Below are 22756 nucleotides of genomic sequence, written 5' to 3' on the forward strand. Positions count from 1 at the left end.
ATGATGTTTCCGGAGCAGCCGATTCCCGATCATGTGCCGCCCGAGCTGGTGAGCAAGGATTTTCCCTTCATCTTCGGCATGACGACGGCAAAGGACCCGTTCGACGATCTGGCGATGCAGGTGCATGAGGGGCCTGACATCATCTATGCCGCCCACGCCTATCCCGGCGGAACCGGCGCCTGGGTGCCGCGGCGCATGGCGCATCTGCGCGAAATTTATCTCGACACCGATCATTTTTCCTCGACCGACTTTTCGCCTTTCTCCAAGCTGGTGGGGGGCAACTGGATCAATTCCCCAGCGGAGCTCGATCCGCCCGCCCATGGCCCCTTTCGCCAGATGGTCAATCCTGCCTTCACGCCCAAGGCGATGGCGGCGCTGGAAGACAAGATCCGGCACTATGCGGTGGAATATATCGACGCCTTCGCCCTACGCGGCCAGTGCGAATTCATGAGCGAATTCGCCTTTGAATTTCCGATCAAGGTGTTCATGGAACTGATGGGCCTGCCGCACGACCGGGTGAGCGAGTTCATGGAGTGGGAAATGAACCTGCTCCACAATCACGACCTGTCCAAGATTGCCGAGGCGACGCGCAGCGTGCTTGCCTATCTGGGTGGGGAGATCGAGGACAGGCGAGCCAACCCACGCAATGACCTCATCAGCTTCGGTGTGCAGGGGCGGATCGATGGCCGGGCGCTGACCGACGATGAACTGCTGGGCTTCATGTTCAATCTGTTCATTGGCGGGCTGGATACGGTTTCGACCAATATGGGCCTGCACTTCCGGCATCTGGGTAGCCATGCGGAGGATCAGGCCTATCTGCGCGCCAATCCGTCGGAAATTCCGCACGCCATAGACGAGCTGATGCGGGCCTATGGCGCGGTGACCACTTTTAGAACCTGCAAGAAGGAGACGGAAGTGGCGGGCATCCGCTTCATGCCCGGCGACAAGGTGGCGATGTCCACCACGCTCGCCGGCCGCGATCCGGCCGAGTTCGACGCGCCTGCCGAGGTCCGGCTCGACCGGCGGCCGCGTCATGTCGGTTTCGGTTTCGGCATCCATACCTGTGTGGGCATGCATCTGGCGCGGCGCGAGCTGCGGATCGCGATGGAGGAATTTCTCTCGCGCATTCCCGACTTCCGCATCGCACCCGGCCATCAGGTGGAATGCCATTTGGGGATGATCCAGCCGGTCGCACTGCCGCTGGTGTGGACGCCCGCAAGCTGAAAAATGGGAGGGCGTTCGCCTTGTGGCGGACGCCTCACCCCGCATCATAGGTCGAGGCAGGCCTCTTCGAAATCAAGCCGGGGGTTGCGGGAATAGAGTCCTGCCGGATCGCCATAGCCGATATTGCACAGGAAATTGCTTTTCCACCGGCCGTCCGGGAAAAATTCCGCGTCGGTGCCCGCCTGATCGAAGCCCGACATCGGGCCGCAATCGAGCCCGAGCGCCCGTGCTGCCATGATGAGATAAGCGCCCTGAAGCGTCGAGGAACGCGCCACCGTGTCCGCGATCAGCGCGTCCTTGCCCTCGAACGTGCTGCGCATGTCACGCGACGGGAAAAGCTTGCCGTAAAATTCGTAAAATCGGGTGTCGCCCGCGATAATCACGGTGCAGGGCGCCTGCATCACCTTGTCGACATTGCCCGCGCTCAGATGGGGTTTCAGGCGAGCCTTGGCGGCGGTGGAGCGCAGGAAGACGAAGCGGCCGGGATTGCTGTTCGCGGTCGTCGGTCCCCATTTGGCGAGGTTGTAGAGGGTTCGGACAGTCTCAGCGGTGACGGGCCGGTCGCTCCATTGATTATGGGTGCGGGCGTCACGGAACAGCAGGTCCAGCATGGCATCTTCGGTCAAGACGGGCGTGTCGGGCATGATCGCTCTCTTATTTTGCGTTGGATTGGGCGATGCCCCGGTCATTCCAGCCCGCAGCGTCCTGCGCAAGGATTGCGTCGGCCTCTTCACCCAGCTTCGCCATGTCGGCATTTTCCCAGATGCGATGGCCGCCTGTGGCATAGGCGCGCCCATTGTCCCGATAGAGCAGCGCGTCGACGATGTTCGCGCGCAGCTTGTCGATGCGGCGCACCACGCGGCCGGGCGTACCCATGACGAGCGAATGCGGCGGGATCACGCTGTCGGGCGGCAGGAAGCTGTGTCCGGCAATGATCGAGCCGCGCCCTATGACGCACCGTTCCATGATGGTCGCGCCTATGCCGATCAGGCAGGCGGGTTCGATGATGCAGCCATGGACCACTGCGCCATGACCGATAGTGCAATAGTCGCCGATGATCGTGGGATCATCCCATCCGATATGGACCATCGCATGGTCCTGCACGCTGGCGCAGCGCCCGATCGATACATGCGCTCGTTCGGAACGGACGACGGCATAGGGCCAGAGGCTGCAATCGTCGCCCAGCCGCACATCGCCGAAGATGCGGACGGTGGGGTCGATATAAGCGGGGCTTCCCATGCGATCAGCGGGTGATGACGATCTTGCCATGGGGACTGCCGGCCTGCGCCGCCCACGCGTCGGCCGCATCCGCAAAGGCATAGCGGCATGTGTCGACGGTCAGGCCCTGGGTCATTGCCATGTCGATCAGCCGGTCATAGGCGGCGCGGCGCTCGCTGGCCGGCCGTTGCCCGGTGCCGACGCCGATATGGCTGCGGAAGACGAGATCGCGCAGGGACAGCGTGACCGTTGGCCCGGCCTGCACGCCGATGCTCATCATGCGCGCGCCGGGCCGGGTGGCGCGCATCGCCGCTTCGGCGGGCGGACCGTAGATGATGTCGAGCACGACATCATAGCCGCCTTGCGAAACCGCCTTCAGCGCGGCGTCATCATCGCCTTCGCCCAATAGGGCGATCGCATCGGCATGACCGGCGGCCTGCATGGCCTCCAGCCGTTCGCGGCTGCGCGCCGCCGCCACGACGCGGCCCGCGCCCAGCAGCCGCGCGACCTGCGCGCCGATCTGCCCGACCGGGCCGGTCGCGCCGAGAATGAGGACGGACTCGCCTCTGGCTATCCGCGCCTCTTCCAGCGGGATCAGTGCGCCGGTGCCGGAGATGGCAAGGGCGATCAACTGGTCGTCCGAAAGGCCGTCGGGGGCAGGCCAGATTTCCTCTTCGGCCACGAGCGTGCGTTCCGCGATGGCACCGAAGGGCGCTCTGCTATGGCCGAAATAGACGCGCCTGCCGTCATCCAGGCGCCCGACACCTTCGCCGCCGGGCACATAGGGCGCGCTGATGGGACCGAAAAAGCCCTTCGCGCGCATGAGGTCGGTGGGGCCGATTCCGGCCGCCGCAACCTCTATGACGCGACAGCCGGGCTGGGCGGCTGGCTCGGGATGATCGGCCAGCGCGAAGCAGCCATCGCTGTCGATCAGGGCGGCCCGCACGGCGTTCCCCTATGGTCGTGATGGATGCGGCCGGGCCGCGGAGGAAGGAGGGGCGCCCATTCTTTCGACCGGGCAACCCTTCTTTCGGTGGCTTATCGACCTCAATAGGCGCCCGGCGGCGAGATCGGATCGGCGCCGGTCAGGTTGCGGCCATAGATTTCATAGCCGATAGTCGGGATATTCTGGATATGCCGCAGCGCCATCGAAATGTCGCGCCAGTAGCGGTTGATCGGCTTGTCCAGCGCGAAGCCCGAGGACCCGGCCTGGAACATCAGCGATTCGCTGGCGCCATGAACCAGCTCGATCATCTGCGCGCCGCCCGCACGCTGCCTCGCCTTCTCCGCAAGGGTGAATTCCTCGCCCAGACCGACGCGGTCCAGCTTGGCGGTCAGGTCGAACAGGATCAGCTTGGCGGTATCGATCATCGCTGCCGCTTCGCCCAGATCGCGCATATAGGCGCCCGAACTGGTGCGCGGGCCGATGATGGTCGTCAGCACCGGCTTCTTGGGGGCCTCGGCGGTGACGATTTCCAGCATGGCCTCAACCGCGCCGATCAGCTGGGCGATGCCGGTGGTGCGGACGACGGGCACGGCGGGCAGCAGATCGGAAGGGGCGCCGAAATGGCGCTTCGTCCGGTCGATCTGTCCGGCGCGTTCATCCATCAGCACCATCTGGGCGTCGGGAATGAAAACATCCGTGGCGACCGCCGTGTCGGACCCGGTGCCCTGCATGCCGGAAACGAACCATGTGTCTTCGATGGTCATGCTGTCCATCGGCAGATAGCACATGCTGATGCCGGGAACGACGGGACCGTCATATCCTTCCAGCACCACGCCCTGCTGCGCCCAGTTCGATTGCCGCGAACCGGACATATAGGGCCATTTGCCGTTGATGATCCAGCCGCCGTCGACCTTGCGCGCCTTGCCGGGAGGGTTGTAGGCGCCGCAGACGGACTGCGGACTGCCGCCGAACACCGCGTCCTGCACGCCATCGGGCGCGAGGCTGGTGATCCAGCTCGTTCCGTTGACGATCTGGATTACCCAGCTGATGGCGGGATCGCCCTTGGCGATTTCCATCTGCACCCGGCAGAAATCCGTGGGGGAGAGGCCCATGCCGCCCAGCCGCTGCGGCAGGAGCATGCGCAGGAATCCTTCTTCCTTCAACATCTTGTCCACGGCGGGGGTAGGATTGCGCCGCTTCTCGCCCTCGGGCGCCTCGCTTTGCAGGAAGGCGCGAAAGCCGCGCGCTTTTTCCACCATCGCGTCAGCGACAGCCTTTTCGGCAAAGCCGCACTGGATTTCATTATCCACCTTGGGGGCAGTAGCCATCAGTTCATCCTTTCTTATGTTCGCTATGGTGCCCGGCGATCTGCAATGCCCATTCGCACAACTGATCGGGCGCGCTGTTCCAGATCGCCAGCCACTCCGGAGTGGCTGGAATGATGAGAGTGCTCAGTTGTAGGCGGACCATCGTGTCGCAGAACGCGTCCCGGTTGATCTGGCTGTCGATGAGCCTGTCGAAATAGTCGAGCACCGGATCCAGCGCACGCTGGACCGCGGCCTTATGGCGACCGAAATGGCTGCGCAGGAAATTGAGATGGAAGGCCGGTTCGACCTCGAAAATGCCTTCGGGCGAGCGTTCGATCGTGAAGCGGCCGTAAAAACGCATCACCGCGCGGAAGCGCTCGATCGGCTCAACAATGCTTTCGCCCGATTCCACAATGCCCTTTTCGAAGCTGCTGCAGATATATTCGCTGAAGGCCGCCAGCACTTCCTCCTTGGAGGCGAAATAGCGGTAGAGCGTGCCGCGCGAGACGCCGCTGCTCTCGCTGATGTCGCTCATCGACAGGCGGCGCGCGCCAATAGAGTTGATCGCGCGCAACGTGCCGTCCATGATCTTCTGGACGCTGCCCGATTGATCGGTGGCGACGATTTCGTTCCAGTCGGCGTGCGGCATCAGTTTCATGTCTGGGCTTCCATCTCTGCCAGATTGTGCGGAACGCTCACATAGCCTGGCAGATGCTGACCGCCATCCACATTGATCAGCTCTCCATTCACAAAGCGCGACATTTCCGACGCCAGGAACAGGACGACCGGGCCGATATCCTTTTCCGGGTCGCCCGCGCGCTTGAGCGGGTTGCTGGCGGTCGCCATCTCAAGAAAGCCGGGGACGTTTTCGGCTAGGTCTGCAAATACCTGCCCCATGCCGGTCGGCGCGATGGCGTTGGTGCGGATGTTGAAGCGGCCCCATTCGACCGCCGCGGTCCTGGTAAGCCCCAGAATCGCGCCCTTGTTCATATTATAGTCGGCGTGAAGCCATGCGCCGGTCTGGGCGTCGATCGAATAGAAATTGATGATCGAGCCGCCGCCGCGCGCCTTCATATGCGGGAAGGCGGCGCGCATGGCCCACCAGCTCCCCCAGGTGCCGATCTCCAGTGTCCGCTGAAGCATCTCGTCCGTTTTCTGCTCCAGCAGCACATTGGGCGAAAGCTGCGACGCGTTGTTGACCAATATGTCCAGCCCGCCAAATTCGCTGACGGCGCGTTCGATCATCGCCTCCACTTCGGTCTTGACGCCCATGTCGGCCGACATGCCGACGGCGCGGACGCCGAAGCTTTGCGTGATTTCCGCCGCGACGGTTTCAGCGGCGGCCCCGTCCCGGCCGGTGATCAGCAGATGCGCGCCTGCCTCTGCAAGGCAGCGGGAAATGCCGTAGCCCAGCCCCTTGGCGCCGCCGGTGACGATTGCGACCTTGTCCTTCACCAATCCCGTCACGCTACCGCTCCTGTCATCTGCTCGCTCAGGGCACGGTCCATGTCCATGCGTTCCTGGCAATAGTCTTTTGTGAAAACATAGCCGCGGATCGCCCCGTCCGCGTCGTGATAATGATATTTGATGCCGCGCTCGTCATTGGTGATTTCCTGCCACTGTCCTTCCACGCCCGTGGGCGCTGGCAGCAGGACGACGGGATAGGCGGTGGTCTTGACCTGTACGGACAGCGGCGGGAAGCGGATATCCGTCGGCGTGCCGAGGGCGCTGGGCGCGATGGCGCGGGCGGCGGCCATGATCGGCGTCACATAGGCCGCCAGTCCCTGCGGATATTCGGCGCAATCGCCGATCGCATAGATGGCGGGATCGCTGGTGCAGCCCGTCTGATCGACCTTGATGCCGCGCGCGACCTCCAGCCCCGCCTCCTGTGCGAGCTGGATATGCGGACGCAGCCCGACGGCGGAAAGAACCGCCGCCGCCTCGATCACCAAGCCGTCGTCCAGTTCGGCCCTGATTCCGCTTTCGCCCTTATGGATGGCCAGAACCTTGCGGCCTAGATGCCATTCCACGCCCTTTTCGGACAGCGCGTCGCGGATCATCTGACCGACGCCCGGCGGCACGAGCTGGGCCAGGGGATGGCCGAGCATGTCGACGACCACCGGCTGATAGCCGCTTGCGGAAAGGTCGTTGGCAAATTCGGTGCCGACAAGGCCCCCGCCCATGACGAGCACGCGTGCGCCATCTGGCAAGGCCTCCCGAAAGTCGCGATAATTGTCGAGATTGTTGACCGCGAGCGCGCGGTGCGCGGCGTCCCCGTCGATCGGCGGCCGGACCGGATCGGCGCCCATCGCCAGCACCAGCCGGTCGTAGAAGATCGGCCCGCCGGTGGTCAGAACGGCCTTGTCCTGCCGGTCGATCGCTTCGACGATACGGCCGGCCCGCAGATCGAGCTTCAGCTGCGCGACCATCTTTTCCGCCGGCGTGGTGATCAGCGTATCGGCAACCTTGCCCTTGGCGAGCGCGGTCGACAAAGCGGGCTTGGAATAGAAATGCCCGTCATCCTGCGTGACCAGCGTCAGCCGGGCGTCCGGCGCAAGCTTGCGAAGCTCACGCAGGACGCCATAGCCGGCAAGGCCGCTGCCGACGACCACGATATGCGGGGTTTCCGTCACCGAAGCCGCTCCGGTCAGAGGAAGATGGCGAAGTTGGACATGCCGAGCGTCGACTGGTCGACGATGATTTCCCGGCTCGCCAGCTTGTACGCGCCGTCGACCAGCCGCCAGATGTCGCGGCGTTCGGCGCTGATCGTCTCATTCTCCGGATTGTCCATGCGGCTGCGCTCGACATAGAGGTAGCTCACAACCTCATATTCGCCGGCCGTTTCGCTTTCGGCGATGCGGACATTGGTGACGAAGCGGCGCGTGCGCGACGGCGGATCTTCGGCCCAGGCGCTCTTCGCCAGACGGCCGGTCCGCATCAGGATCGAGCCGTAATTCTCGTCGAAATGCTTCATCGTGCGCACCACGTCCCGGTCCTTGTTCGGACCGTTGCGGGTGAGGCGGAGGGGAGCGGTGTAGCTCAAATCCTGTTCCAGATAAGCCACCCAGTCGTCGAACCGGCGTTCGTCGAGCGCGGCGGCTTCGTCATAGAGGGTTTCGAGCAGGCGGTTATAGACTTCCGACCCGAGCGGCACTCGCTTGGTGGAGACAAGACCGCGCAGGACGCTGGTCTTGTCGATGGCGGCGGTCGCGTAGTTCACCATGATATCTGTCCTCTCTCGTCGCCGCGGCTCAGGCTTCGGCCATCAGATTATAATAGGCCATCCACCAGGCCCATTGCGTGTCGTCCTTGGTGAAGCCGGGATAGAGATCGCCGCCGCCGACCCAGCCTTCTGGACGCTCATGGCCGTGCAGCGCCTGATATTTGAGCGTGATGGTCTTGCTCATATGGCCGCGTGAATTGCGCATGATCTGCGGCCATGTGTCGGCGTCGTCCTGCTCGATCGTGCCCGACGTGCCGGTCGACCAGATGGCGTTCTGAAGCATGTCGCGCTTCACATCTTCCGGCGCATCCTTTTCCGCGAAGATGAAGTTCACGAACTCCACCTTGTCCGGCCCCTTGGGCACATAGGTGTGCAGCGACAGGGCGCCTGAAGCGCCGCCATCCGTGCGGGGCGCGAAGATGAAGGCGATCAGGATGTTGGGGAACATGCCGCCGACCTGGGGCGGGATGTTCGCCAGCTGCTTGACCTGATCTTCCGACAGATTCTCGAACAGCTGAGGGATCAGGTCCTTGGTGATGCCGGGCGGCGGCAGCAGATGCAGCCGTTCTTCCGTGGTTTTTCCCTCGAAGCTGACGTCTGCGAACATCTTGAAGGTCTGCGCCGCTTCCAGGCAACGCAGCGTGTGGCCCTGCGGCACAGAAAGGTCGACGCCATACATGCCCGGCGCGGTGTCGTAGATCGACTCCGCGGTGCCGCCCATGATCCCGCCTTCCATAAGCGAACGGTGCAGCGTCAGGGTGTGGAAGCCGTCCGAGCCAGACTGCTCGCCGGGGATCTTCCAGTTGCACGGCAGCACGAAGCGCTGGGGGGGGCCAAGCATCTCAAGGCCATTGTCGGTACGGCAGAAAAGCTGATCGAGGTAGAATTTGGCGTCGCCCAGATAATCCTCGAACGACAGATCCTTGTTCCAGGTGGCGAAGATCAGGCCGCCATAGAGATGGACGCGGGCCTTTTTGAGGCCCAGCTCGTCCTTGGAACGCTTGTTGCCGTGCATCTGCTCCTTTTCGATCGGCGCGCCGATGAAGCTGCCGTCCGCGCGGAAGGCCCAGCCATGGTAGATGCAGCGATGGGCGTGGGCGTTGCCTGCTTCCGCCGTGCAGACCTTCATGCCGCGATGGGGGCAGACGTTCAGCATGACGTGGATTTCGCCGCTGCGGTCGCGCGAGACGATCACATTATCTTCCGCCATGTCGCGCATGACATAGTCGCCCGCCTTGGGAATTTCCGACTCATGGCCAAGGAGCAGCCAGGTGCGCGCGAAGATGCGCTCCATCTCCAGCTCATAGAGTTCCTTGTCGTTCATCACCCGCAACGACACCTCGTTCATGTCGCGGTCGATGAGGTCGTCAAGCGTCGTTCCGTCGCTCAGCGTCAGCCCGGCATTGTGCAGCATCTTGCTCTCCTGGAGGATTTCCTTGATTGAGTCGTGTTATACATATTGAACTAAATCTGTTCAAGGTGTAATGTCGCTTAAAGAGGAAGGAGAGGCTGGATGAGCCAGAAACTGAAAGTTGTGATCGATAAGGCGGCCTGTTGTGGCTATGGCGTTTGCGCCGAGATATGCCCCCAAATTTACAAGCTCGATGCCAATGGTATCGTGTATGTGGACGACGAGATCGTCCCCGAAGGACTGGAGGAACTGGCCCGGGAAGGGGCCGAAGCCTGTCCGCAGTCCGCCCTTGCCATCGAAGAAGTCTGAAGTCGGCGTGACCATGCGCGGGTCCGGGGGGGCGGATATCCTGTCGCTCGATAGGTTTTTGGCGCTCGTTCCCTGCGGCACGGTCGTTTGACAGGCAGATGAGAGGATCGCGTTGATGGGGCAGGCCGAGATTTTATATACACCGTTCACGATCGGCTCGCTCCACCTGCGCAATCGGTTCGTGATGGCGCCGATGACGCGGAATTTCTCGCCGGGCGGCATCCCCTCGGAAGGGGTGGCCGGCTATTATCGGCGGCGGGCCGAAGCCGATGTGGGGCTGATCATCACCGAAGGGGTGGGGGTCGACCATCCCGCCGCAGTGGGACGCGAAACCATGGGCGGCGGCGCTTCGCCCGTCCTGCATGGCGAGGAAGCGCTGGCGCGCTGGCGCGACATCGTGGCCGGCGTGCATGACGCTGGCGGCCTCATCATCCCCCAGCTATGGCATCAGGGCGTCATTCGCGTGCCGGGCACGGGCTATCATCCCGATGCGCCATCAGCCCGTCCGTCCGGCATCTGGGGCCCGACCGACAAAGCGATCGTGCCGCCCGATTATCTGGAACAGGTGCGGGCACCCACCGCGCCGCTGACCGACAGCGAAATCGGCGACCTGATCGCCGCCTTCGCCCGCAGCGCGGCCAATGCGAAGGCGGTGGGTTTCGACGGCGTGGCCCTGCATGGGGCGCATGGCTATCTGATCGACAGTTTCCTGTGGCGTCATACCAATATGCGGGAAGATCGCTGGGGCGGCGGGATTGCCGAGCGCGCGCGCTTCGCGGTCGAGCTGGTGCGGGCGATCCGGGCCGCGACCGCGCCCGATTTTCCGGTCATTTTCCGCTTCTCCCAGTGGAAGCTTCAGGATTATGAGGCACGCAATGCAGAAACGCCCGGCGAGCTGGAAGCGATGCTGGCTCCCCTGGTCGAGGCGGGGGTCGACATATTCGACGCGAGCACGCGCATCTTCACGGCACCGGCCTTCGAAGGCTCCGACATGGGGCTGGCGGGTTGGGTCAGGAAACTGACCGGTAAACCGACCATCGCGGTCGGCGGGGTGGGCCTTAGCAAGGATTTGCAATCCTCCTTCGCGCAGCCGACCGTCATGACCGACAATCTGGCGCTGGTGGCCGACAGGATGGCGCGCGGCGAATTCGACCTGATCGCGGTCGGCCGCGCGCTGCTGATGGATGCCCAATGGGTGGCCAAGATGCGCAATGGCGGCGACGTCAATCCGTTCCGGCTGGACGCCTACGCCACGCTGGACTGATCGCCGGACACTCCGGCTCCGGCCGGGGCGTCAATGGCTGTCCGCTGCGGCATAGACCTGGATGCGGGCGATGTTGGTGCGTTCGGACTGCTGCGCGATGACCGCGACGGCGTCGGCGATGTCGCTGGGCAGCATCGGCGGGATGAAGCTGTCCCAGGACGGTTGCCCCCTGGCCTTCATATCCTCGAAAATCTCGGTGCTGGTCGTGCCGGGCGCGACAATGCCGACCTTGACGCCCGACCCGGCGAGTTCGACCCGCAGGCAGTCGGTAAACGCCTCCAGCGCGCGCTTGAGGCCGCCATAGACACCCACACCGGGGGCGGTGATGTTCGCGCCGATGCTGGATATGTTGATGATCTGGCCCCTGCCGGCCGCCTTCATCGTCCGCGCGAAAAGGGTGCTGGCGCGCACCACCGCTTCATAGTTGATCGCGATCATCGGGCGCAACTGATCGAGGTCGAACGCGTCGATCGGCGCGGCGTGCAACATGGCGGCATTGTTGACCAATATGTCGGCCCGATCGAAGCGGTCGAGGACGAAATCGTGCAGCCTTTGCGGCGCGTCCGGGTCCGCCATGTCGGCGGCAAAGGCCGTGCTGCCGCGGCCCAGTTCCTCTGCCAGTTCGGTGAGGCGGTCGGCGCGGCGGGCGACCAGCACCAGGGTCGCGCCCGCTGCCGCAAGCGTGCGGGCGCTGGCCGCGCCGATGCCCGACGATGCGCCGGTGACGATGGCAATCTGCCCTTCCAGATGATCCATGACGTGACTTCCTCTTTTCAGATCAGATAAGACGGATCAGCCTCTTGCCGTCATTTTCGCCGCGATAGAGACCAGCGAGCGCGTCGGGGCAGGATTCTATGCCGTCCAATATATCCTCGCGCCATGTGAGCCGGCCCTGCGCGATCCATGTCCGCAATTGCGCTGTCGCTTCGGCATAGCGATCGGCATGGTCGAAGATGACGAAGCCTTCCATACGGGCGCGTTTGACCAGAAGATGGCGTTCGACGCGCGGCCCGGTGGGCCATGGCTCCCAGCGGTCGATCGATGCCGTTCCGCACACAATGACGCGCCCGCGCTGTGCCAGATGCGGCAGAACCGAGTCGCTGATCGCCCCGGCGACATTGTCGAAATACATGTCGATACCCTTGGGCGCATGCTCGGCGATCGCCGCGCTTATGTTCCCGGCGCGATAATCGATGGCGCAGTCATAGCCATACTCATCCACGCAGCGTCGCGCCTTGACCGGCCCGCCCGCGATGCCGATCGTGCGGCAGCCAAGGATGCGGGCGATCTGGCCGACGGTCGAACCGACCGCGCCGGCCGCCGTGGATACCGCGATGGTCTCACCCGCGCGCGGCTGGCCGATCAGGGTAAGGGCCAGATAGGCCGTCATGCCGTTGATGCCCAGAATGCCGAGCGATGCCCGCATCTCCGGCGCGGTGGTGCGCTGGACGACCTGATCGGCTGCGAGGCAGGCATAGTCCTGCCAGCCGAACCAGCCGGACACATGCTCTCCCACCGCATAGTCGGGATGCGCGGAGGCCACGACCTCGCCCACGGCAAGGCTGCGCATGACCGAACCGATGGCGACGGGCGCGGCATAGTTGCCCGCATCGGCGATCCAGCCGCGCATCGCCGGTTCGATCGAAAGATAGTGATTGCGCACCAGAATCTGACCCGGCGCAGGCGGTTCGACCGGCGCCTGCCGGATCGCGAAATTTTCCGCCTGCGCGATTCCCGACGGGCGGGAGGTCAACAGGACCTGGCGGTTGAGATCAGCCATCCAGCCCCGCTTTGACCATGGTGAATTTCCGGCGGGAAATCTTCCATCCGTCCGAGGTGCGGACCAGGCAATCCTCATAATAGCCCGCCGCGCGATGGGTCACGCCGCCTTGGGTCGCCTCCGGCAGGAGCGCATCGACATAGCTGCGCGCGTGCACCTCATCGTTGCGCTTCTCTATCACGATATTGGTGATCCGGTGCAGCGTCGGCCCCATATGGCGGTGGGCGTCGGCCATATATTCGGCGATTTCGCGCGGGCCGCGCCAATGCCCGAAACTGCCGTAATCGGCCTCGCAATCCTGCGCGAAGCAGGTCCGGAACAGCGGCCAGTCACGCGTGTCGATGCCGGTGGCGTAGCGCAGCAACACATGTTCGATCGCACGTTCATCATCGGCGCCGACGGGCAAGCGTCTCACCAGACTGCCATGTGCGGGCATGTTCATCCTCCCCTAGTTTCGGCTGAAAACATAAAGAGGCGCCGGCTAAACTTGCCCGCCAAAGGATAGGATCGACTGTCATCTTCCGGCGATTTATAGCCTCGGCAGGCCCAGCCACCAACGGGCGGCCGCCTCTATTTCCGGTTGGGCAGTGCGTAGGCGATCAACGCGTCGCCCGCACCTGACAGCATTGCGCCATGTCCGCCCGCCGCGATCACCACGAACTGGCGTCCGCTCGCGTTCGACCAGTAGGTGGTGGGAGAGGCATTGCCGCCGGCGGGCAGTCGCGCCTTCCAGAGCAGCCGGCCGGTCGTCGTCTCATAGGCGCGGAACATATGCTCCTGCGTCGCGCCGATGAAGGTGACGCCGCTCGCGGTAGCCACCGACCCGCCGATATTGGGCACGCCCATGGGAATCGGCACGAACGTTGGCAGGGCCAGCGGGCCGCTGTCGCGCGAGGTGCCGAATATCCTGCTCCAGACCAGTTTTCCGGTCTTGAGGTCCACCGCGTTGATGCGGCCATAGGGGGGCTGCTGGCACGGAATGGCGAGCGGGGAGAGGAAGGGCGCGATATGGGCGGCATAGGCCACGCCCATCTGGGCGACCGGCCCACCGACATCGCTCATATGGGCGGCGTTCATCGGCCTGATGCCCTGTCGGTCCGCGACGGCTCTGGGGATCAGGCGATTGTAATTGCCGACCTGGTTGTTGTTCACGATCATCAACCCGCGCCGGGGATCGACCGATACCCCACCCCAGTCGATCCCGCCGAGATAGCCGGGCCAGGTGAGGGTGGGATGCTCAGTCGACAGCGGGGTCATGTCCCCGTCGAAGCGGGCCTGGCGGAAGCGGATGCGGCACATCGCCTGATCGATCGGCGTCAGACCCCACATGCTCTTTTCCGCCGGACGCGGCCCGCCGAAACTGGGCATGCCGACCGAATAGGGCTGGGTCTTCGACAGGCGTTCGCCGGGAACGGCGCCCTGCGGGACTGGGCGTTCCTCGACCGGCAACAGCGGCTTGCCGGTCGCCCGGTCGAGGAAGAATATCTCCCCGCGCTTGGTCGGCTGGAGCAGGCCGCGCACGCCGCCGGGAAGATCGACCAGCGTGGGCTGGGCGGGCACATCATAGTCCCACAGGTCATGATGGGTCGTCTGGAAGGACCAGCGCACCGCCCCGCTCTCCGCGTCCAGCGCCAGCACGGCACTGGAATAGAGGTCATCATTGACGGTGCGATGCCCGCCGAAATAATCGGGCGTTGCATTCCCTGTCGGCACATAGACGAGGCCCAGCGCTTCGTCCGAGCTCATGGGCGCCCAGCTATTGGGCGTGCCCGGCGTAAAGACGCCGCCGCGCGGCGGCAGCCCGTGATCGTCGGGGCGACCGATGTCGAAGGCCCAGGAAAAAGCGCCCGTGACGGCATCGAACGCCCGGATGACGCCGGAAGGCTCCCTGATTTTCTGACCATCCATCACCCAGCCGCCCAGAACGAGGCGGCCGCGCACGAGGGCGGGGGGCGAGGTGACGAAATAATAGCCCTTGTCGACCGTTCCCAGTCCCGCCTTCAGATCCACCTGACCGCCCTGTCCGAATCCGGGGCAAAGTCCGCCGGTCACCGCATCGAGCGCGATCAGCCGGGCGTCGAGCGTCGCGGTGTAGATGCGCTCGGCGCAATAGCCATGGGCCTGCGGGATGCGATAATAGGTGACGCCGCGGCAGACGAGGCCATAGACACCCGCGAGATCGGTCTTGGGCCGGTGCCGCCATAATTGTCGCCCCGTTTCCGGATCGAGCGCGATCACATCATTATTGCCCGCACACAGGAACAGGCGATTGCCCACCTTGAGCGGATTGACCTGAAAGGCCGTGCCTTGCTTGCCATCGGTGAGTTTGCCGGTGTGGTACGTCCATGCCCTTTCCAGATGGCCGACATTGGCGGGCGTGATCTGCGCCAGCGGCGAATAGCGCGATCCGCCCCGGTCGTTGCCATAGGCCACCCAGTCGCCATCGGAGGCGCGGGCCGGTCCCGCGCCCCACAGAGCGCTGCCCGCCGGCGGCGAACGATCCGCCCAGAAGGCGGCGCCGATCGCGCCGACGAGGAGCAGCAGAAGACCGGGCCACAGCATGCGTGCGCCGGGCAGGGGGCGGTCAAGGCCGACATGCCGCCGGTAATAGGGGGTGAACATGTAGAGGCCCATGGCGACCGGCATGGCCAGCCGGGGCGCAAGAGCCCAGCCGTCCAGTCCGACCTCCCAAAGCGACCAGCAGAGATTGGCCGCGAGAAAGGCCCAATAGAGGGTGACCGAGAGGGGCGAACGGCGCCAGCCGAGACAGGCCGCACTCACCATCATGAGGCCGGACACACAATACCAGCTTGACCCGCCGAGCAGGGCGAGCCGTCCCCCCAGCCACAGCAGCGACAGGCCGGCAAGAAGCATCGACAGGATGAAAATCATGTTCAGAAAGCGGCGCATCAGGCTCCCCCCTTGGAATCCGGCAAAAGCTGTGAGGGGAGAATCAGGCAGGCAATTGTGCCGCAAGCCAGTCCGGTACATTGATCCGGTAGCACTTCTGCTCATAGAGTCGGCTGATCTTCCAGCCTTGCCCGGTGCGGACGAAATCATGATGGTACCAGAGGCCGAAGACCAGCGTATCGGCCGTTTCGCCGTTGCTGACCGTCATCGGATTATAGCAGGCGGTTTTGGTCTTCGCCCGGTCGCCCGCGATCTGATATTGGGTGGTGGACACGGCATGCTGAAAGGCGAGGATCAGCGTCAGACTTTCCGCCAGGAAGGACTTTATCTCCGCAAGGCCCCCGACGACGCCCACCATTTCCGAATAGTCGATCACGGCGTCTTCGGTGAAATAGCGGTCCAGTGCGTCCCAGTCGCGTGTATCCACCGCGTAGCAATAGCCCACGATCAGATCCTGAATCTCGAACCTGTCCGACATTTCCTGCAGGGTCAGTGTCATGGCCTCTCCTCCTTCATTCTATAGAATGGCTGCTGACACAGTGCGGAAGGCGCGCCGCCTTCCATTGGGTAGGTGCCGAGCGCGGCGGCTAAGGGGAATGAAACGTCACTCCCGGGATCGATCCCGTGGACCGTTTTTTAATCAAGGAGACTATTATGGGCCTCGCCCCGTTCACGGAAGCCGATTTCGTCCTGTCGAAGGAGAAGCGGGCAGAAATCACCGCCGGGCTGACCGAGCGGCAGGCGTACATGGTCAATCACTGGATGGACCTGCACGAGGTCATCAACCGCGGCGACTGGGACGGCATGGACCAGTTTTTCAACACCGACAGCATGACCTATGACAATCCCAACCGGCCTGACCTGGGAACCTATCATGTCTGGAAGACCTCGCCGCAGGGCCTCTACACGACTTTTCCGCCCAGCATCTATCGCACGCTGAAGGCCTGGGGCCGCGGCGAGGACGAGATCTGCGTCCTGTGTCACCATCATGGCAAGCATACCGGCGGTCCCTATATGGGTGTCCAGCCGACCGGGAACGAGTTGAACGTGCTGTGGTTCTCGTGGCTGCGATTCCGCGGCGACAAGATCGATCACATCTATTCGATCTCCGACGTGCTGACGATGCTGAAGGATCTGGAAGTCATCGACGTTCCCCAGCCCGTCGATCCCTATAAGTGACCAACAGGCCGATCCGGCGCGGCGAGGGCGCGCCGGATCGATGAAGGGGGCTGGTCTGGAATTCGGCCGGAAAGGGAAGATAAGGGCATGAAGCGGTCTGTCGACCTCAGGATCGATGTCAGCGATGCAGTGGACCTCGGCATGGCGGCGCACATGGCGGTCACGGTCCATCTGCCGGACCTTGCGACACTGACCAACCGCATGACCGTTTGCTTCGCCTTCCCCGGCGGGGGCTATTGCCGACGCTATTTCAGTTTCGACATGCCGGATGGGTCCGGCGGCGGACAGGCGGGTTTCCATTGCGACCGCGGATGGATTTTCGTCACCTGCGACCATCTGGGATTTGGCGAGTCGACCATCGCCGAAGGCAATGCCCTCAATCTCGATAATGTCTCGGCGGCCAACGACGCCATGGTGCGGCAGGTCATGAGACGGCTGGAAGCGGGCACCCTCGTCGATGGGCTGCCCCCGGTCGTCGATGCCACATGCCTTGGCATAGGCCAATCGATGGGCGGATGCTTCACCATCGTGGCGCAGGGCAATCACGACACATTTCACGGCATCGGCGTGCTGGGCTATAGCGGCATCCATACCGTCGTGCCGACCCGGCCGGGACAGCCTCCGGCCGCATGGCCCTGGATTTCGCGCCGCTCATCGCTCGACGCGCCGCATGTCCTGAACGCGGCCGCGCTGGCGCAAGCGCCGGGCGTGACGCTGGGCGACGCCGAGGCGCTTCAGGCGGCGGCACGGGCAGGTGAGCATCCCTTTCAATGGTCTTTTCACCATGATGATGAACCTGCGGACATCGTCACGCTCGACATGATGGCGTCCGCAGGGCTGGTCGATCCGCTGCCCGAATGGCGTTCGGCGACCACGCCCCCATGCGGTGTATATATGGTCGCGCCGGGCGCGGTGGCGCTGGAAGCGGCCGCCATACGCGTGCCTGTGCTGATCGCCATGGGCGAACGCGATGTCGTGCCAGACCCTTTAGCCGAACCCAGAGCCTATAAGAGCGCGGAAGACATTCAACTCTTCGTGTGTCCCCGCATGGCGCATATGCACAATTTCGCGCCCACCCGCGTCCGCTTCTGGGAGCGCATCCATAATTGGGGCGATGGCGTGGCGGCGCAGCGCCTGCTGGGCTGAGCGGAACCCTTACCGCCGACTTTTAGAGGCTGAAGCCCCCATCGACGATCAAGGTCTGGCCGGTCATATATTGCGCCCTTTCCGAGGCCAGAAAGGCCACGGCTTCGGCGATATCCTCGCCGCTGCCGAAGCGTTGCAGGGCAATGCGTTTGCGCTGTGCTTCCCAGATTTCAGGCGAATAAAGCGATCTCAGGAAGTCGGCGCCCAAGCCGGCATCGATGATTCCCGGAGCGACCATATTCGCCCTGATGCCGTAGCGGCCTTCCTCCTTGGCGATCGCGCGGCCCAGGGCTTCCATCCCCGCCTTGGGTACGGAGGAGAGGGCGTCGCCGGGTGGGAAGCAGTAGTTCGCGACCGAAACGACGGTAACGAAATTGCCGAAGCCTTGAGCGCGGAAATGAGGAAGCGTGGCGGATACGATGCGGGTGAAGCCGACCAGTTCGATCTCGATGACTTCGCGCCATTGGTCTTCGCTGATCTGGCTGACGAAGGGCTGGGCTATTTCGACCCCGCTGGCGAAGACCATCGTGCCGATGGCGCCGAATTGCTCGACCGTCTCGCGAATGCCGGTCTCTATCGAGGCGCGATCGGAAAGATCGCAGGTAACGGACAGCGTCTCACAAGAACTATTGGGCAGAGACGCCGCGACCGCCAGCGCCTTTTCACGGCTGGACCGGTAGCCGATGGTTAGATGATCCCATTCGGTCGACAGCCGTCGGCAGATCGCGCTGCCAAGGCCGCCGGTGCCACCGACGACGAAGGCCGCGCCCTTCATCATAACGGCAAATGATGAGCCAGATGGTGGAGCAGGCGATCGGCAAAGGCATCATTGCGGTCGCCGGTGAACATGTGGCCGACACCATGGGCGATCTCGATCTCCAGTTGCGGGGCCAGTGCCCGAAACTGCCTGACGCTCTCGTCCGAAACGATCTCGCTCAGTTCCGCCTTCACAAGGACAAGCGGTGATTTTACGCGCCGGGCCGCGGCAATGAGCGCTTCCCCTTCCGAGGGGGGATGAAGAAATTCCGGCGCCGTCGTGCGCGGGTCCCAGTGCCAGAACAGGCGTCCATCTTCCTCGCGCATCGATTTGGCGAGGCCGGAAACGTCTGGCAGGCGGGGCTGGCCAAGATGGGCGTGCAGCGCATCGGCCGCTTCCTCCAGCGACGCGAAACCGGAATCGCTGGCGCGGAAGAAGCCGCGAATGTCCTCCACCCCCGTATCGACCATATAGGGCGCGACGTCGGCCAGCATGATGAGGCGCACCAGATCGGCGTGGCGCGACCCGCCCACCAGCGCCGATTGCCCGCCGCGCGAAGCCCCCACCAGGGCGATCGGCCTGCCGAGGGCATGGATGATGGCTTCGACATCGCGGCCATAAGCTTCCAGCAGATAGTCGCCGTCGCTGGCCCAGCCACTGTCGCCATGGCCCCGCAGATCGAAGGTCAGGCCATAATAGCCGGCTTGCGCCACTCGCCGGGCCGAACCCGCCCAGGAACGACGGCTTTGGCCGCCGCCATGGAAGAAGCAGACAGGCGGAGCGGCCGGGTCGCCATAGGCGTCCGCGACCATCTCCAGCCCGTCACCCGGCAGGCTTATCTGTGTGGGGGGCGTCATGCCGGAGCCATGCATTTACCCGGCGGCCACCGGCGGCACCATTTCCGCGAAAGACGGGTGTTCGCCGGGGCCCTTATAGGCGAATTTGCCCGGCGCGTGGTGCCACTTGCCGTCGTTGCGGCTCTCATAGGGCGAGGCGACCTCGATCAGGCAGCCATGGGTACTCTTATGGCCGACCCAGCTCCACTTCTGCCATGTCATGTCCGGATCGTTGAAGGTCTGACCGCCGCCGGGCAGGTGCAGCCCTTCGGCGCGCAATTTCTCCATCGCGCCCGGCACGTCGTCGGTGGCATAGCAAAGATGATGGACATGCTCGCCGACCTTTTCGAGGCGATCGCCCATGGGCGTGCCGGGGGCCGGCTGAATGAACTGGATTTCCGTGCCGCCATTGTTGACGAACGTCGCCCACTTCATGCCCGCATCGGCACCGCTGGAAAATTCATCATATTTGACAAGACGTTCTTCCAGCGATGCCGGATCGAGCACGCGCAGGATTTTGGTCCAGTCTTCGATCGCCTTTTCCAGATTGCTGACGACCATGCATACATGGGCAAAAGGTCCGCTAGGCATTTACTTTCTCCTCATCTCTTATAATTCCACCGTGGCCGTGCCGGAATTGACCGTGCCCCGGCCATCCACATCCAGCGAGAATTCGCAGGTGACGACATTGCCTTCGATCGCCGCGACCCTGCCCGTCACCACCGCCCGGTCGCTGCCATAGACATTGTCCAGAAAGCGCGAATCCATCGCCTTGATCCGTCCGCCGGGGAAGGCGCGCATCAGCATGTTCATCATATAGGCGACGTTGATCGGACCCTGGTTGATGACCCGGTCACCCAGCCCCTTCGCCTTCACCACCTCGACATCGAGATGGATGGGGTTGGGATCGGCGAGAAACACGGCCCACTGCTTCATGGCTTGCGGGCTGACGCTCTCGATCGTGAAGGGCGGCAGCGCATCTCCGATGGCGTAGCTCATGCGGCGAACTCCTTGCGGGGCAGAACCCACACATTATCGGTTTCCAGCACCTGCGTTCCATCGAGCAGGTGCAGGCGCAGGCGATAGGTCATCACATCCATGACGCCGAGCTTGCGGCTGCGCTTACGGACGAGGCTGAGAATCTCTCCCGTCACTCTGTAGCTTTCGCCGACCTTCAGCGGCGCATAGAACCGCACGCCGCTGCTGCCCATCATCGGGCCATCCTCGACATCGAATTCGCACGCTTCGCACACGCCGGCCACCGTCTTGCCCATCGCGACCTGGGTGGCGATATAATAATAGATCGGATGCGCGCTTCCGTCCCCGGCCGGCTCGATCCCGGTCGAGCGGCACAGGGCGGCATTTTCCTCAGCCGTGATGGTAAAGACCCTGGTGCCGTCCAGCGATGTGCCGGCGGCGTCGGGTGCGGGTGGAAGATCGTCAAGATCGCTCATGGCGGGTCCCTTAGAAAGAACGCGGCAGGCCGAGGCTTTCGGCAATCGTGTTGCGCACCATTTCGTTGCTGATCGGGGTCATCCGCAGGATGCGGTGATCGCGCCAGTAACGCTGCATGTCGGTTTCCGCCGAATAACCCATGCCGCCCAATATCTGGATGCCGAGGTCCGCAGCCTTCACGGCATTTTCCGTGGCGACCATCTTGAGCATGTTCGCCTCGGTTCCGCATGGCATGCCGTTGCTCTGCATCCAGGCGACATTGTAGAGCAGCAATTCGGTGAGCTTCTGCCAGGTCGCGATGTCCGCGACATAATGCTGCAAAATCTGGAAGCGGCCGATAATGCCGCCGAACGCCTTGCGTTGCAGCATATATTCCAGCGCGTCTTCCAGTACCCCGTCGATCGCGCCCAGACACTGCGCGCCGACCATGATCCGCTCATTGTTGAGCGTGGGCAGCATCGCGTACCAGGCCTGCCCGGGTTCACCCAGCACGTCCTCGTCGGGGACGAAGACATCCTCATAATGGACCTCGCACGAGCCCATGGCGCGCATGCCGAGCTTGGGCAGGAGCGAGGCGGTGATGCCGGGCGATTTGGCGTCGACGAAGAACATGGTAAGGCCATGATGCTTCTTCTCGACATTTTTGTCGGTGCGGGCGAGGACGAGCAGCCTGTCGGCGGCCTTGGCGCCGGTCGTCCACATCTTGGCGCCGTTCAGCTTCCAGCCGCCCTCGACCTTTTCGGCATGGGTTTTCATCGCGCCCAGAACATCGGTGCCGCCATCGGGCTCGGTCATCGACAGCGAGACGCGCAGCTTGCCCTGTGCCATGGGACGCAGCCAGCGATTTTTCTGCTCCTCCGTGCCGACCGCGCCGATCGTCTTCGCGCCGCCGAAGGAGGTGAGGCCCCAGACCCACAGCAGGCCACCGGCCGTTCGCGCAAATTCGCGGGCGAAGATCATCTGCATCATGACGTCGCCGCCCAGCCCGTCATATTCCTCCGGAATGCCTATCCCGAAAAATCCCTGCTCGGCGATCTTGTCCCACAGCGCGTAGGGATAATTTTCTTCGTCGGCTTCCAGCGCGCGCATCCAGTCCTTGGGCGCTTCCGCATCGACCCAGCGGCGGACAATGTCCCTGAACGCCTGCTGTTCCTCGGTGAGTGAAAAATCCATCGTCGTTCCCGTTAGTGGCCCTACGACTAAGCGCCTGTCGGACGCGTTGCGAACCTATCCAACTATAGGGCGGGCCGTCGGCAGAAACTGAACAGCTGGCCCACCATCATCCCCAACTGATCGGGGATAGGCGCGTTTTCGATCGGGTCGCCTTCACCGCCGATGGTATTGATGGCGATGCCCAGCGGCGTCGGCCAGCCCCTAAGCGCGTGGGTGATCACCCGCAGTTGCTGGAGCGTGGCGACCGCTGCCTGCCAGCCGGCCGCCGTTGCCACGCAGCCTACGGGAAGGCCGTCGAAATAGCAGCGCTCGTCGCGGCTCATATCCTCGACATAATCGAGCGCATTCTTCACGAAGCCGGAGATCGCGCCATGATAACCCGGTGAGCCGATGATGACGGCATCCGCCGACCGCAGGACGTCGACATAGCGTCGCGCCGCATCCGAACGGTCCGGATTTTCAGGCGCGTAAGACGGGAAGTCGATATCCTCCCCGGCCAGCAGCGTCGTGCGCGCGCCGCGTTCCTCTGCGATGGCAAGCGCCTTGCGAAGCGCCCGCTCGGTGGAGGAATAGGCGCGCATGGTGCCGCCAATGGCGACGACATGAAGCTGGGTCATA

At 63.6% G+C, this 22756-nt stretch carries 26 protein-coding genes; 5 read left to right on the forward strand and 21 right to left on the reverse strand.

Translation table 11 applies throughout. The features are described from left to right. Positions 1-1224: a cytochrome P450 gene (locus A8G00_RS02155; RefSeq protein WP_102999831.1), complete on the forward strand. Its 1224-nt coding sequence runs from the start codon at positions 1-3 to the stop codon at positions 1222-1224. A 44-nt stretch (positions 1225-1268) separates the two neighbouring features. Here A8G00_RS02155 and A8G00_RS02160 read toward each other — a convergent pair whose 3' ends face one another. From A8G00_RS02160 to A8G00_RS02200, 9 genes are all read right to left on the reverse strand, one after another. Next, complete coding sequence (locus A8G00_RS02160) at positions 1269-1868, reverse strand: malonic semialdehyde reductase (protein WP_102999832.1); 600 nt, start codon at positions 1866-1868, stop codon at positions 1269-1271. Positions 1869-1878: 10 nt separating this feature from the next. Next, entirely contained in the window at positions 1879-2463 is a 585-nt protein-coding gene (locus A8G00_RS02165; RefSeq protein WP_066563047.1) for a gamma carbonic anhydrase family protein, read from the reverse strand. 4 nt (positions 2464-2467) lie between these two features. After that, positions 2468-3388 carry a zinc-binding alcohol dehydrogenase family protein gene (locus A8G00_RS02170; protein WP_102999833.1) on the reverse strand — a complete coding sequence of 307 codons (921 nt, stop codon included), beginning with the start codon at positions 3386-3388 and terminating at the stop codon, positions 2468-2470. A gap of 101 nt (positions 3389-3489) precedes the next feature. Further along, entirely contained in the window at positions 3490-4716 is a 1227-nt protein-coding gene (locus A8G00_RS02175; protein WP_226869705.1) for an acyl-CoA dehydrogenase family protein, read from the reverse strand. 4 nt (positions 4717-4720) lie between these two features. After that, positions 4721-5353: a TetR/AcrR family transcriptional regulator gene (locus tag A8G00_RS02180; RefSeq protein WP_102999835.1), complete on the reverse strand. Its 633-nt coding sequence runs from the start codon at positions 5351-5353 to the stop codon at positions 4721-4723. Beyond that, positions 5350-6162, reverse strand: a complete 813-nt coding sequence (locus A8G00_RS02185) for an SDR family NAD(P)-dependent oxidoreductase (RefSeq protein WP_102999836.1) — start codon at positions 6160-6162, stop codon at positions 5350-5352. The genes A8G00_RS02180 and A8G00_RS02185 overlap by 4 nt, the downstream gene beginning before the upstream one ends. Beyond that, a complete protein-coding gene (locus tag A8G00_RS02190; protein ID WP_102999837.1) occupies positions 6159-7328 on the reverse strand; it encodes an NAD(P)/FAD-dependent oxidoreductase in 1170 nt (389 codons plus the stop codon). Before A8G00_RS02190 ends, A8G00_RS02185 begins: the two co-directional genes overlap by 4 nt. Before the next feature lie 14 nt (positions 7329-7342). Continuing rightward, on the reverse strand, positions 7343-7918 hold the full coding sequence (locus A8G00_RS02195) for a 3-phenylpropionate/cinnamic acid dioxygenase subunit beta (RefSeq protein ID WP_066563033.1): 576 nt from the start codon (positions 7916-7918) through the stop codon (positions 7343-7345). Positions 7919-7946: 28 nt separating this feature from the next. Beyond that, a complete protein-coding gene (locus A8G00_RS02200) occupies positions 7947-9332 on the reverse strand; it encodes an aromatic ring-hydroxylating dioxygenase subunit alpha (RefSeq protein ID WP_102999838.1) in 1386 nt (461 codons plus the stop codon). A gap of 99 nt (positions 9333-9431) precedes the next feature. On the opposite strand from A8G00_RS02200, the gene A8G00_RS02205 reads away from it, so the two are divergent. Both A8G00_RS02205 and A8G00_RS02210 read left to right on the forward strand, forming a co-directional pair. Continuing rightward, a complete protein-coding gene (locus A8G00_RS02205; RefSeq protein ID WP_066563029.1) occupies positions 9432-9638 on the forward strand; it encodes a ferredoxin in 207 nt (68 codons plus the stop codon). Between the two features lie 115 nt (positions 9639-9753). Next, positions 9754-10902: an NADH:flavin oxidoreductase gene (locus tag A8G00_RS02210; protein WP_102999839.1), complete on the forward strand. Its 1149-nt coding sequence runs from the start codon at positions 9754-9756 to the stop codon at positions 10900-10902. A gap of 30 nt (positions 10903-10932) precedes the next feature. Here A8G00_RS02210 and A8G00_RS02215 read toward each other — a convergent pair whose 3' ends face one another. From A8G00_RS02215 to A8G00_RS02235, 5 genes are all read right to left on the reverse strand, one after another. Then, on the reverse strand, positions 10933-11658 hold the full coding sequence (locus A8G00_RS02215; protein WP_066563026.1) for an SDR family oxidoreductase: 726 nt from the start codon (positions 11656-11658) through the stop codon (positions 10933-10935). Between the two features lie 22 nt (positions 11659-11680). Next, on the reverse strand, positions 11681-12682 hold the full coding sequence (locus A8G00_RS02220; RefSeq protein WP_102999840.1) for an NADP-dependent oxidoreductase: 1002 nt from the start codon (positions 12680-12682) through the stop codon (positions 11681-11683). Then, the gene (locus tag A8G00_RS02225) at positions 12675-13124 is read right to left on the reverse strand and encodes a nuclear transport factor 2 family protein (protein ID WP_226869704.1); all 450 of its coding nucleotides are present in this window, start codon (positions 13122-13124) and stop codon (positions 12675-12677) included. The genes A8G00_RS02220 and A8G00_RS02225 overlap by 8 nt, the downstream gene beginning before the upstream one ends. A 128-nt stretch (positions 13125-13252) precedes the next feature. After that, positions 13253-15592: a membrane-bound PQQ-dependent dehydrogenase, glucose/quinate/shikimate family gene (locus A8G00_RS02230; protein WP_102999841.1), complete on the reverse strand. Its 2340-nt coding sequence runs from the start codon at positions 15590-15592 to the stop codon at positions 13253-13255. A 43-nt stretch (positions 15593-15635) separates the two neighbouring features. Beyond that, positions 15636-16091: a nuclear transport factor 2 family protein gene (locus tag A8G00_RS02235; protein ID WP_066563020.1), complete on the reverse strand. Its 456-nt coding sequence runs from the start codon at positions 16089-16091 to the stop codon at positions 15636-15638. A gap of 155 nt (positions 16092-16246) precedes the next feature. Between A8G00_RS02235 and A8G00_RS02240 the strand changes: the two genes are divergently transcribed. Next, positions 16247-16771 (forward strand): ester cyclase, encoded by a 525-nt coding sequence (locus A8G00_RS02240; RefSeq protein ID WP_066563017.1) that lies wholly within the window; start codon positions 16247-16249, stop codon positions 16769-16771. An 87-nt stretch (positions 16772-16858) separates the two neighbouring features. After that, positions 16859-17917, forward strand: a complete 1059-nt coding sequence (locus tag A8G00_RS02245; RefSeq protein WP_066563014.1) for a hypothetical protein — start codon at positions 16859-16861, stop codon at positions 17915-17917. Between the two features lie 22 nt (positions 17918-17939). Here the strand turns inward: A8G00_RS02245 and A8G00_RS02250 are convergent, their stop codons facing one another. From A8G00_RS02250 to A8G00_RS02280, 7 genes are all read right to left on the reverse strand, one after another. Further along, on the reverse strand, positions 17940-18695 hold the full coding sequence (locus A8G00_RS02250; RefSeq protein WP_066563013.1) for an SDR family NAD(P)-dependent oxidoreductase: 756 nt from the start codon (positions 18693-18695) through the stop codon (positions 17940-17942). Beyond that, the gene (locus A8G00_RS02255) at positions 18692-19531 is read right to left on the reverse strand and encodes an alpha/beta fold hydrolase (protein ID WP_226869703.1); all 840 of its coding nucleotides are present in this window, start codon (positions 19529-19531) and stop codon (positions 18692-18694) included. Before A8G00_RS02255 ends, A8G00_RS02250 begins: the two co-directional genes overlap by 4 nt. Before the next feature lie 15 nt (positions 19532-19546). Beyond that, entirely contained in the window at positions 19547-20101 is a 555-nt protein-coding gene (locus A8G00_RS02260; protein ID WP_226869702.1) for a VOC family protein, read from the reverse strand. 18 nt (positions 20102-20119) lie between these two features. After that, positions 20120-20509: a MaoC/PaaZ C-terminal domain-containing protein gene (locus tag A8G00_RS02265; protein ID WP_102999842.1), complete on the reverse strand. Its 390-nt coding sequence runs from the start codon at positions 20507-20509 to the stop codon at positions 20120-20122. Continuing rightward, positions 20506-20964, reverse strand: coding sequence for a hypothetical protein (locus tag A8G00_RS02270; protein ID WP_102999843.1), 459 nt, complete (start codon positions 20962-20964; stop codon positions 20506-20508). Before A8G00_RS02270 ends, A8G00_RS02265 begins: the two co-directional genes overlap by 4 nt. 10 nt (positions 20965-20974) lie before the next feature. Continuing rightward, entirely contained in the window at positions 20975-22138 is a 1164-nt protein-coding gene (locus tag A8G00_RS02275; protein ID WP_066563004.1) for an acyl-CoA dehydrogenase family protein, read from the reverse strand. 62 nt (positions 22139-22200) lie between these two features. Further along, positions 22201-22755 (reverse strand): NADPH-dependent FMN reductase, encoded by a 555-nt coding sequence (locus tag A8G00_RS02280; RefSeq protein WP_066563003.1) that lies wholly within the window; start codon positions 22753-22755, stop codon positions 22201-22203. Position 22756: the final 1 nt, after the last annotated feature.

Source organism: Sphingobium sp. SA916, from assembly GCF_002894065.1.
In the GTDB taxonomy this organism is placed as follows: Bacteria; Pseudomonadota; Alphaproteobacteria; order Sphingomonadales; family Sphingomonadaceae; genus Sphingobium; species Sphingobium fuliginis.

What these genes read in the sequence shown, in the direction of transcription:
- A8G00_RS02210 (WP_102999839.1), top strand. Translation starts at nt 9,754, where the DNA reads ATGGGGCAGGCCGAGATTTTATATACACCGTTCACGATCGGCTCGCTC.
- A8G00_RS02200 (WP_102999838.1), bottom strand. Translation starts at nt 9,332, where the DNA reads ATGCTGCACAATGCCGGGCTGACGCTGAGCGACGGAACGACGCTTGAC.
- A8G00_RS02160 (WP_102999832.1), bottom strand. Translation starts at nt 1,868, where the DNA reads ATGCCCGACACGCCCGTCTTGACCGAAGATGCCATGCTGGACCTGCTG.
- A8G00_RS02245 (WP_066563014.1), top strand. Translation starts at nt 16,859, where the DNA reads ATGAAGCGGTCTGTCGACCTCAGGATCGATGTCAGCGATGCAGTGGAC.
- A8G00_RS02175 (WP_226869705.1), bottom strand. Translation starts at nt 4,716, where the DNA reads ATGGCTACTGCCCCCAAGGTGGATAATGAAATCCAGTGCGGCTTTGCC.
- A8G00_RS02235 (WP_066563020.1), bottom strand. Translation starts at nt 16,091, where the DNA reads ATGACACTGACCCTGCAGGAAATGTCGGACAGGTTCGAGATTCAGGAT.
- A8G00_RS02270 (WP_102999843.1), bottom strand. Translation starts at nt 20,964, where the DNA reads ATGAGCGATCTTGACGATCTTCCACCCGCACCCGACGCCGCCGGCACA.
- A8G00_RS02205 (WP_066563029.1), top strand. Translation starts at nt 9,432, where the DNA reads ATGAGCCAGAAACTGAAAGTTGTGATCGATAAGGCGGCCTGTTGTGGC.
- A8G00_RS02260 (WP_226869702.1), bottom strand. Translation starts at nt 20,101, where the DNA reads ATGCCTAGCGGACCTTTTGCCCATGTATGCATGGTCGTCAGCAATCTG.
- A8G00_RS02230 (WP_102999841.1), bottom strand. Translation starts at nt 15,592, where the DNA reads ATGCGCCGCTTTCTGAACATGATTTTCATCCTGTCGATGCTTCTTGCC.
- A8G00_RS02250 (WP_066563013.1), bottom strand. Translation starts at nt 18,695, where the DNA reads ATGATGAAGGGCGCGGCCTTCGTCGTCGGTGGCACCGGCGGCCTTGGC.
- A8G00_RS02225 (WP_226869704.1), bottom strand. Translation starts at nt 13,124, where the DNA reads ATGAACATGCCCGCACATGGCAGTCTGGTGAGACGCTTGCCCGTCGGC.
- A8G00_RS02240 (WP_066563017.1), top strand. Translation starts at nt 16,247, where the DNA reads ATGGGCCTCGCCCCGTTCACGGAAGCCGATTTCGTCCTGTCGAAGGAG.
- A8G00_RS02195 (WP_066563033.1), bottom strand. Translation starts at nt 7,918, where the DNA reads ATGGTGAACTACGCGACCGCCGCCATCGACAAGACCAGCGTCCTGCGC.
- A8G00_RS02265 (WP_102999842.1), bottom strand. Translation starts at nt 20,509, where the DNA reads ATGAGCTACGCCATCGGAGATGCGCTGCCGCCCTTCACGATCGAGAGC.
- A8G00_RS02180 (WP_102999835.1), bottom strand. Translation starts at nt 5,353, where the DNA reads ATGAAACTGATGCCGCACGCCGACTGGAACGAAATCGTCGCCACCGAT.
- A8G00_RS02275 (WP_066563004.1), bottom strand. Translation starts at nt 22,138, where the DNA reads ATGGATTTTTCACTCACCGAGGAACAGCAGGCGTTCAGGGACATTGTC.
- A8G00_RS02280 (WP_066563003.1), bottom strand. Translation starts at nt 22,755, where the DNA reads ATGACCCAGCTTCATGTCGTCGCCATTGGCGGCACCATGCGCGCCTAT.
- A8G00_RS02220 (WP_102999840.1), bottom strand. Translation starts at nt 12,682, where the DNA reads ATGGCTGATCTCAACCGCCAGGTCCTGTTGACCTCCCGCCCGTCGGGA.
- A8G00_RS02255 (WP_226869703.1), bottom strand. Translation starts at nt 19,531, where the DNA reads ATGACGCCCCCCACACAGATAAGCCTGCCGGGTGACGGGCTGGAGATG.
- A8G00_RS02215 (WP_066563026.1), bottom strand. Translation starts at nt 11,658, where the DNA reads ATGGATCATCTGGAAGGGCAGATTGCCATCGTCACCGGCGCATCGTCG.
- A8G00_RS02165 (WP_066563047.1), bottom strand. Translation starts at nt 2,463, where the DNA reads ATGGGAAGCCCCGCTTATATCGACCCCACCGTCCGCATCTTCGGCGAT.
- A8G00_RS02155 (WP_102999831.1), top strand. Translation starts at nt 1, where the DNA reads ATGATGTTTCCGGAGCAGCCGATTCCCGATCATGTGCCGCCCGAGCTG.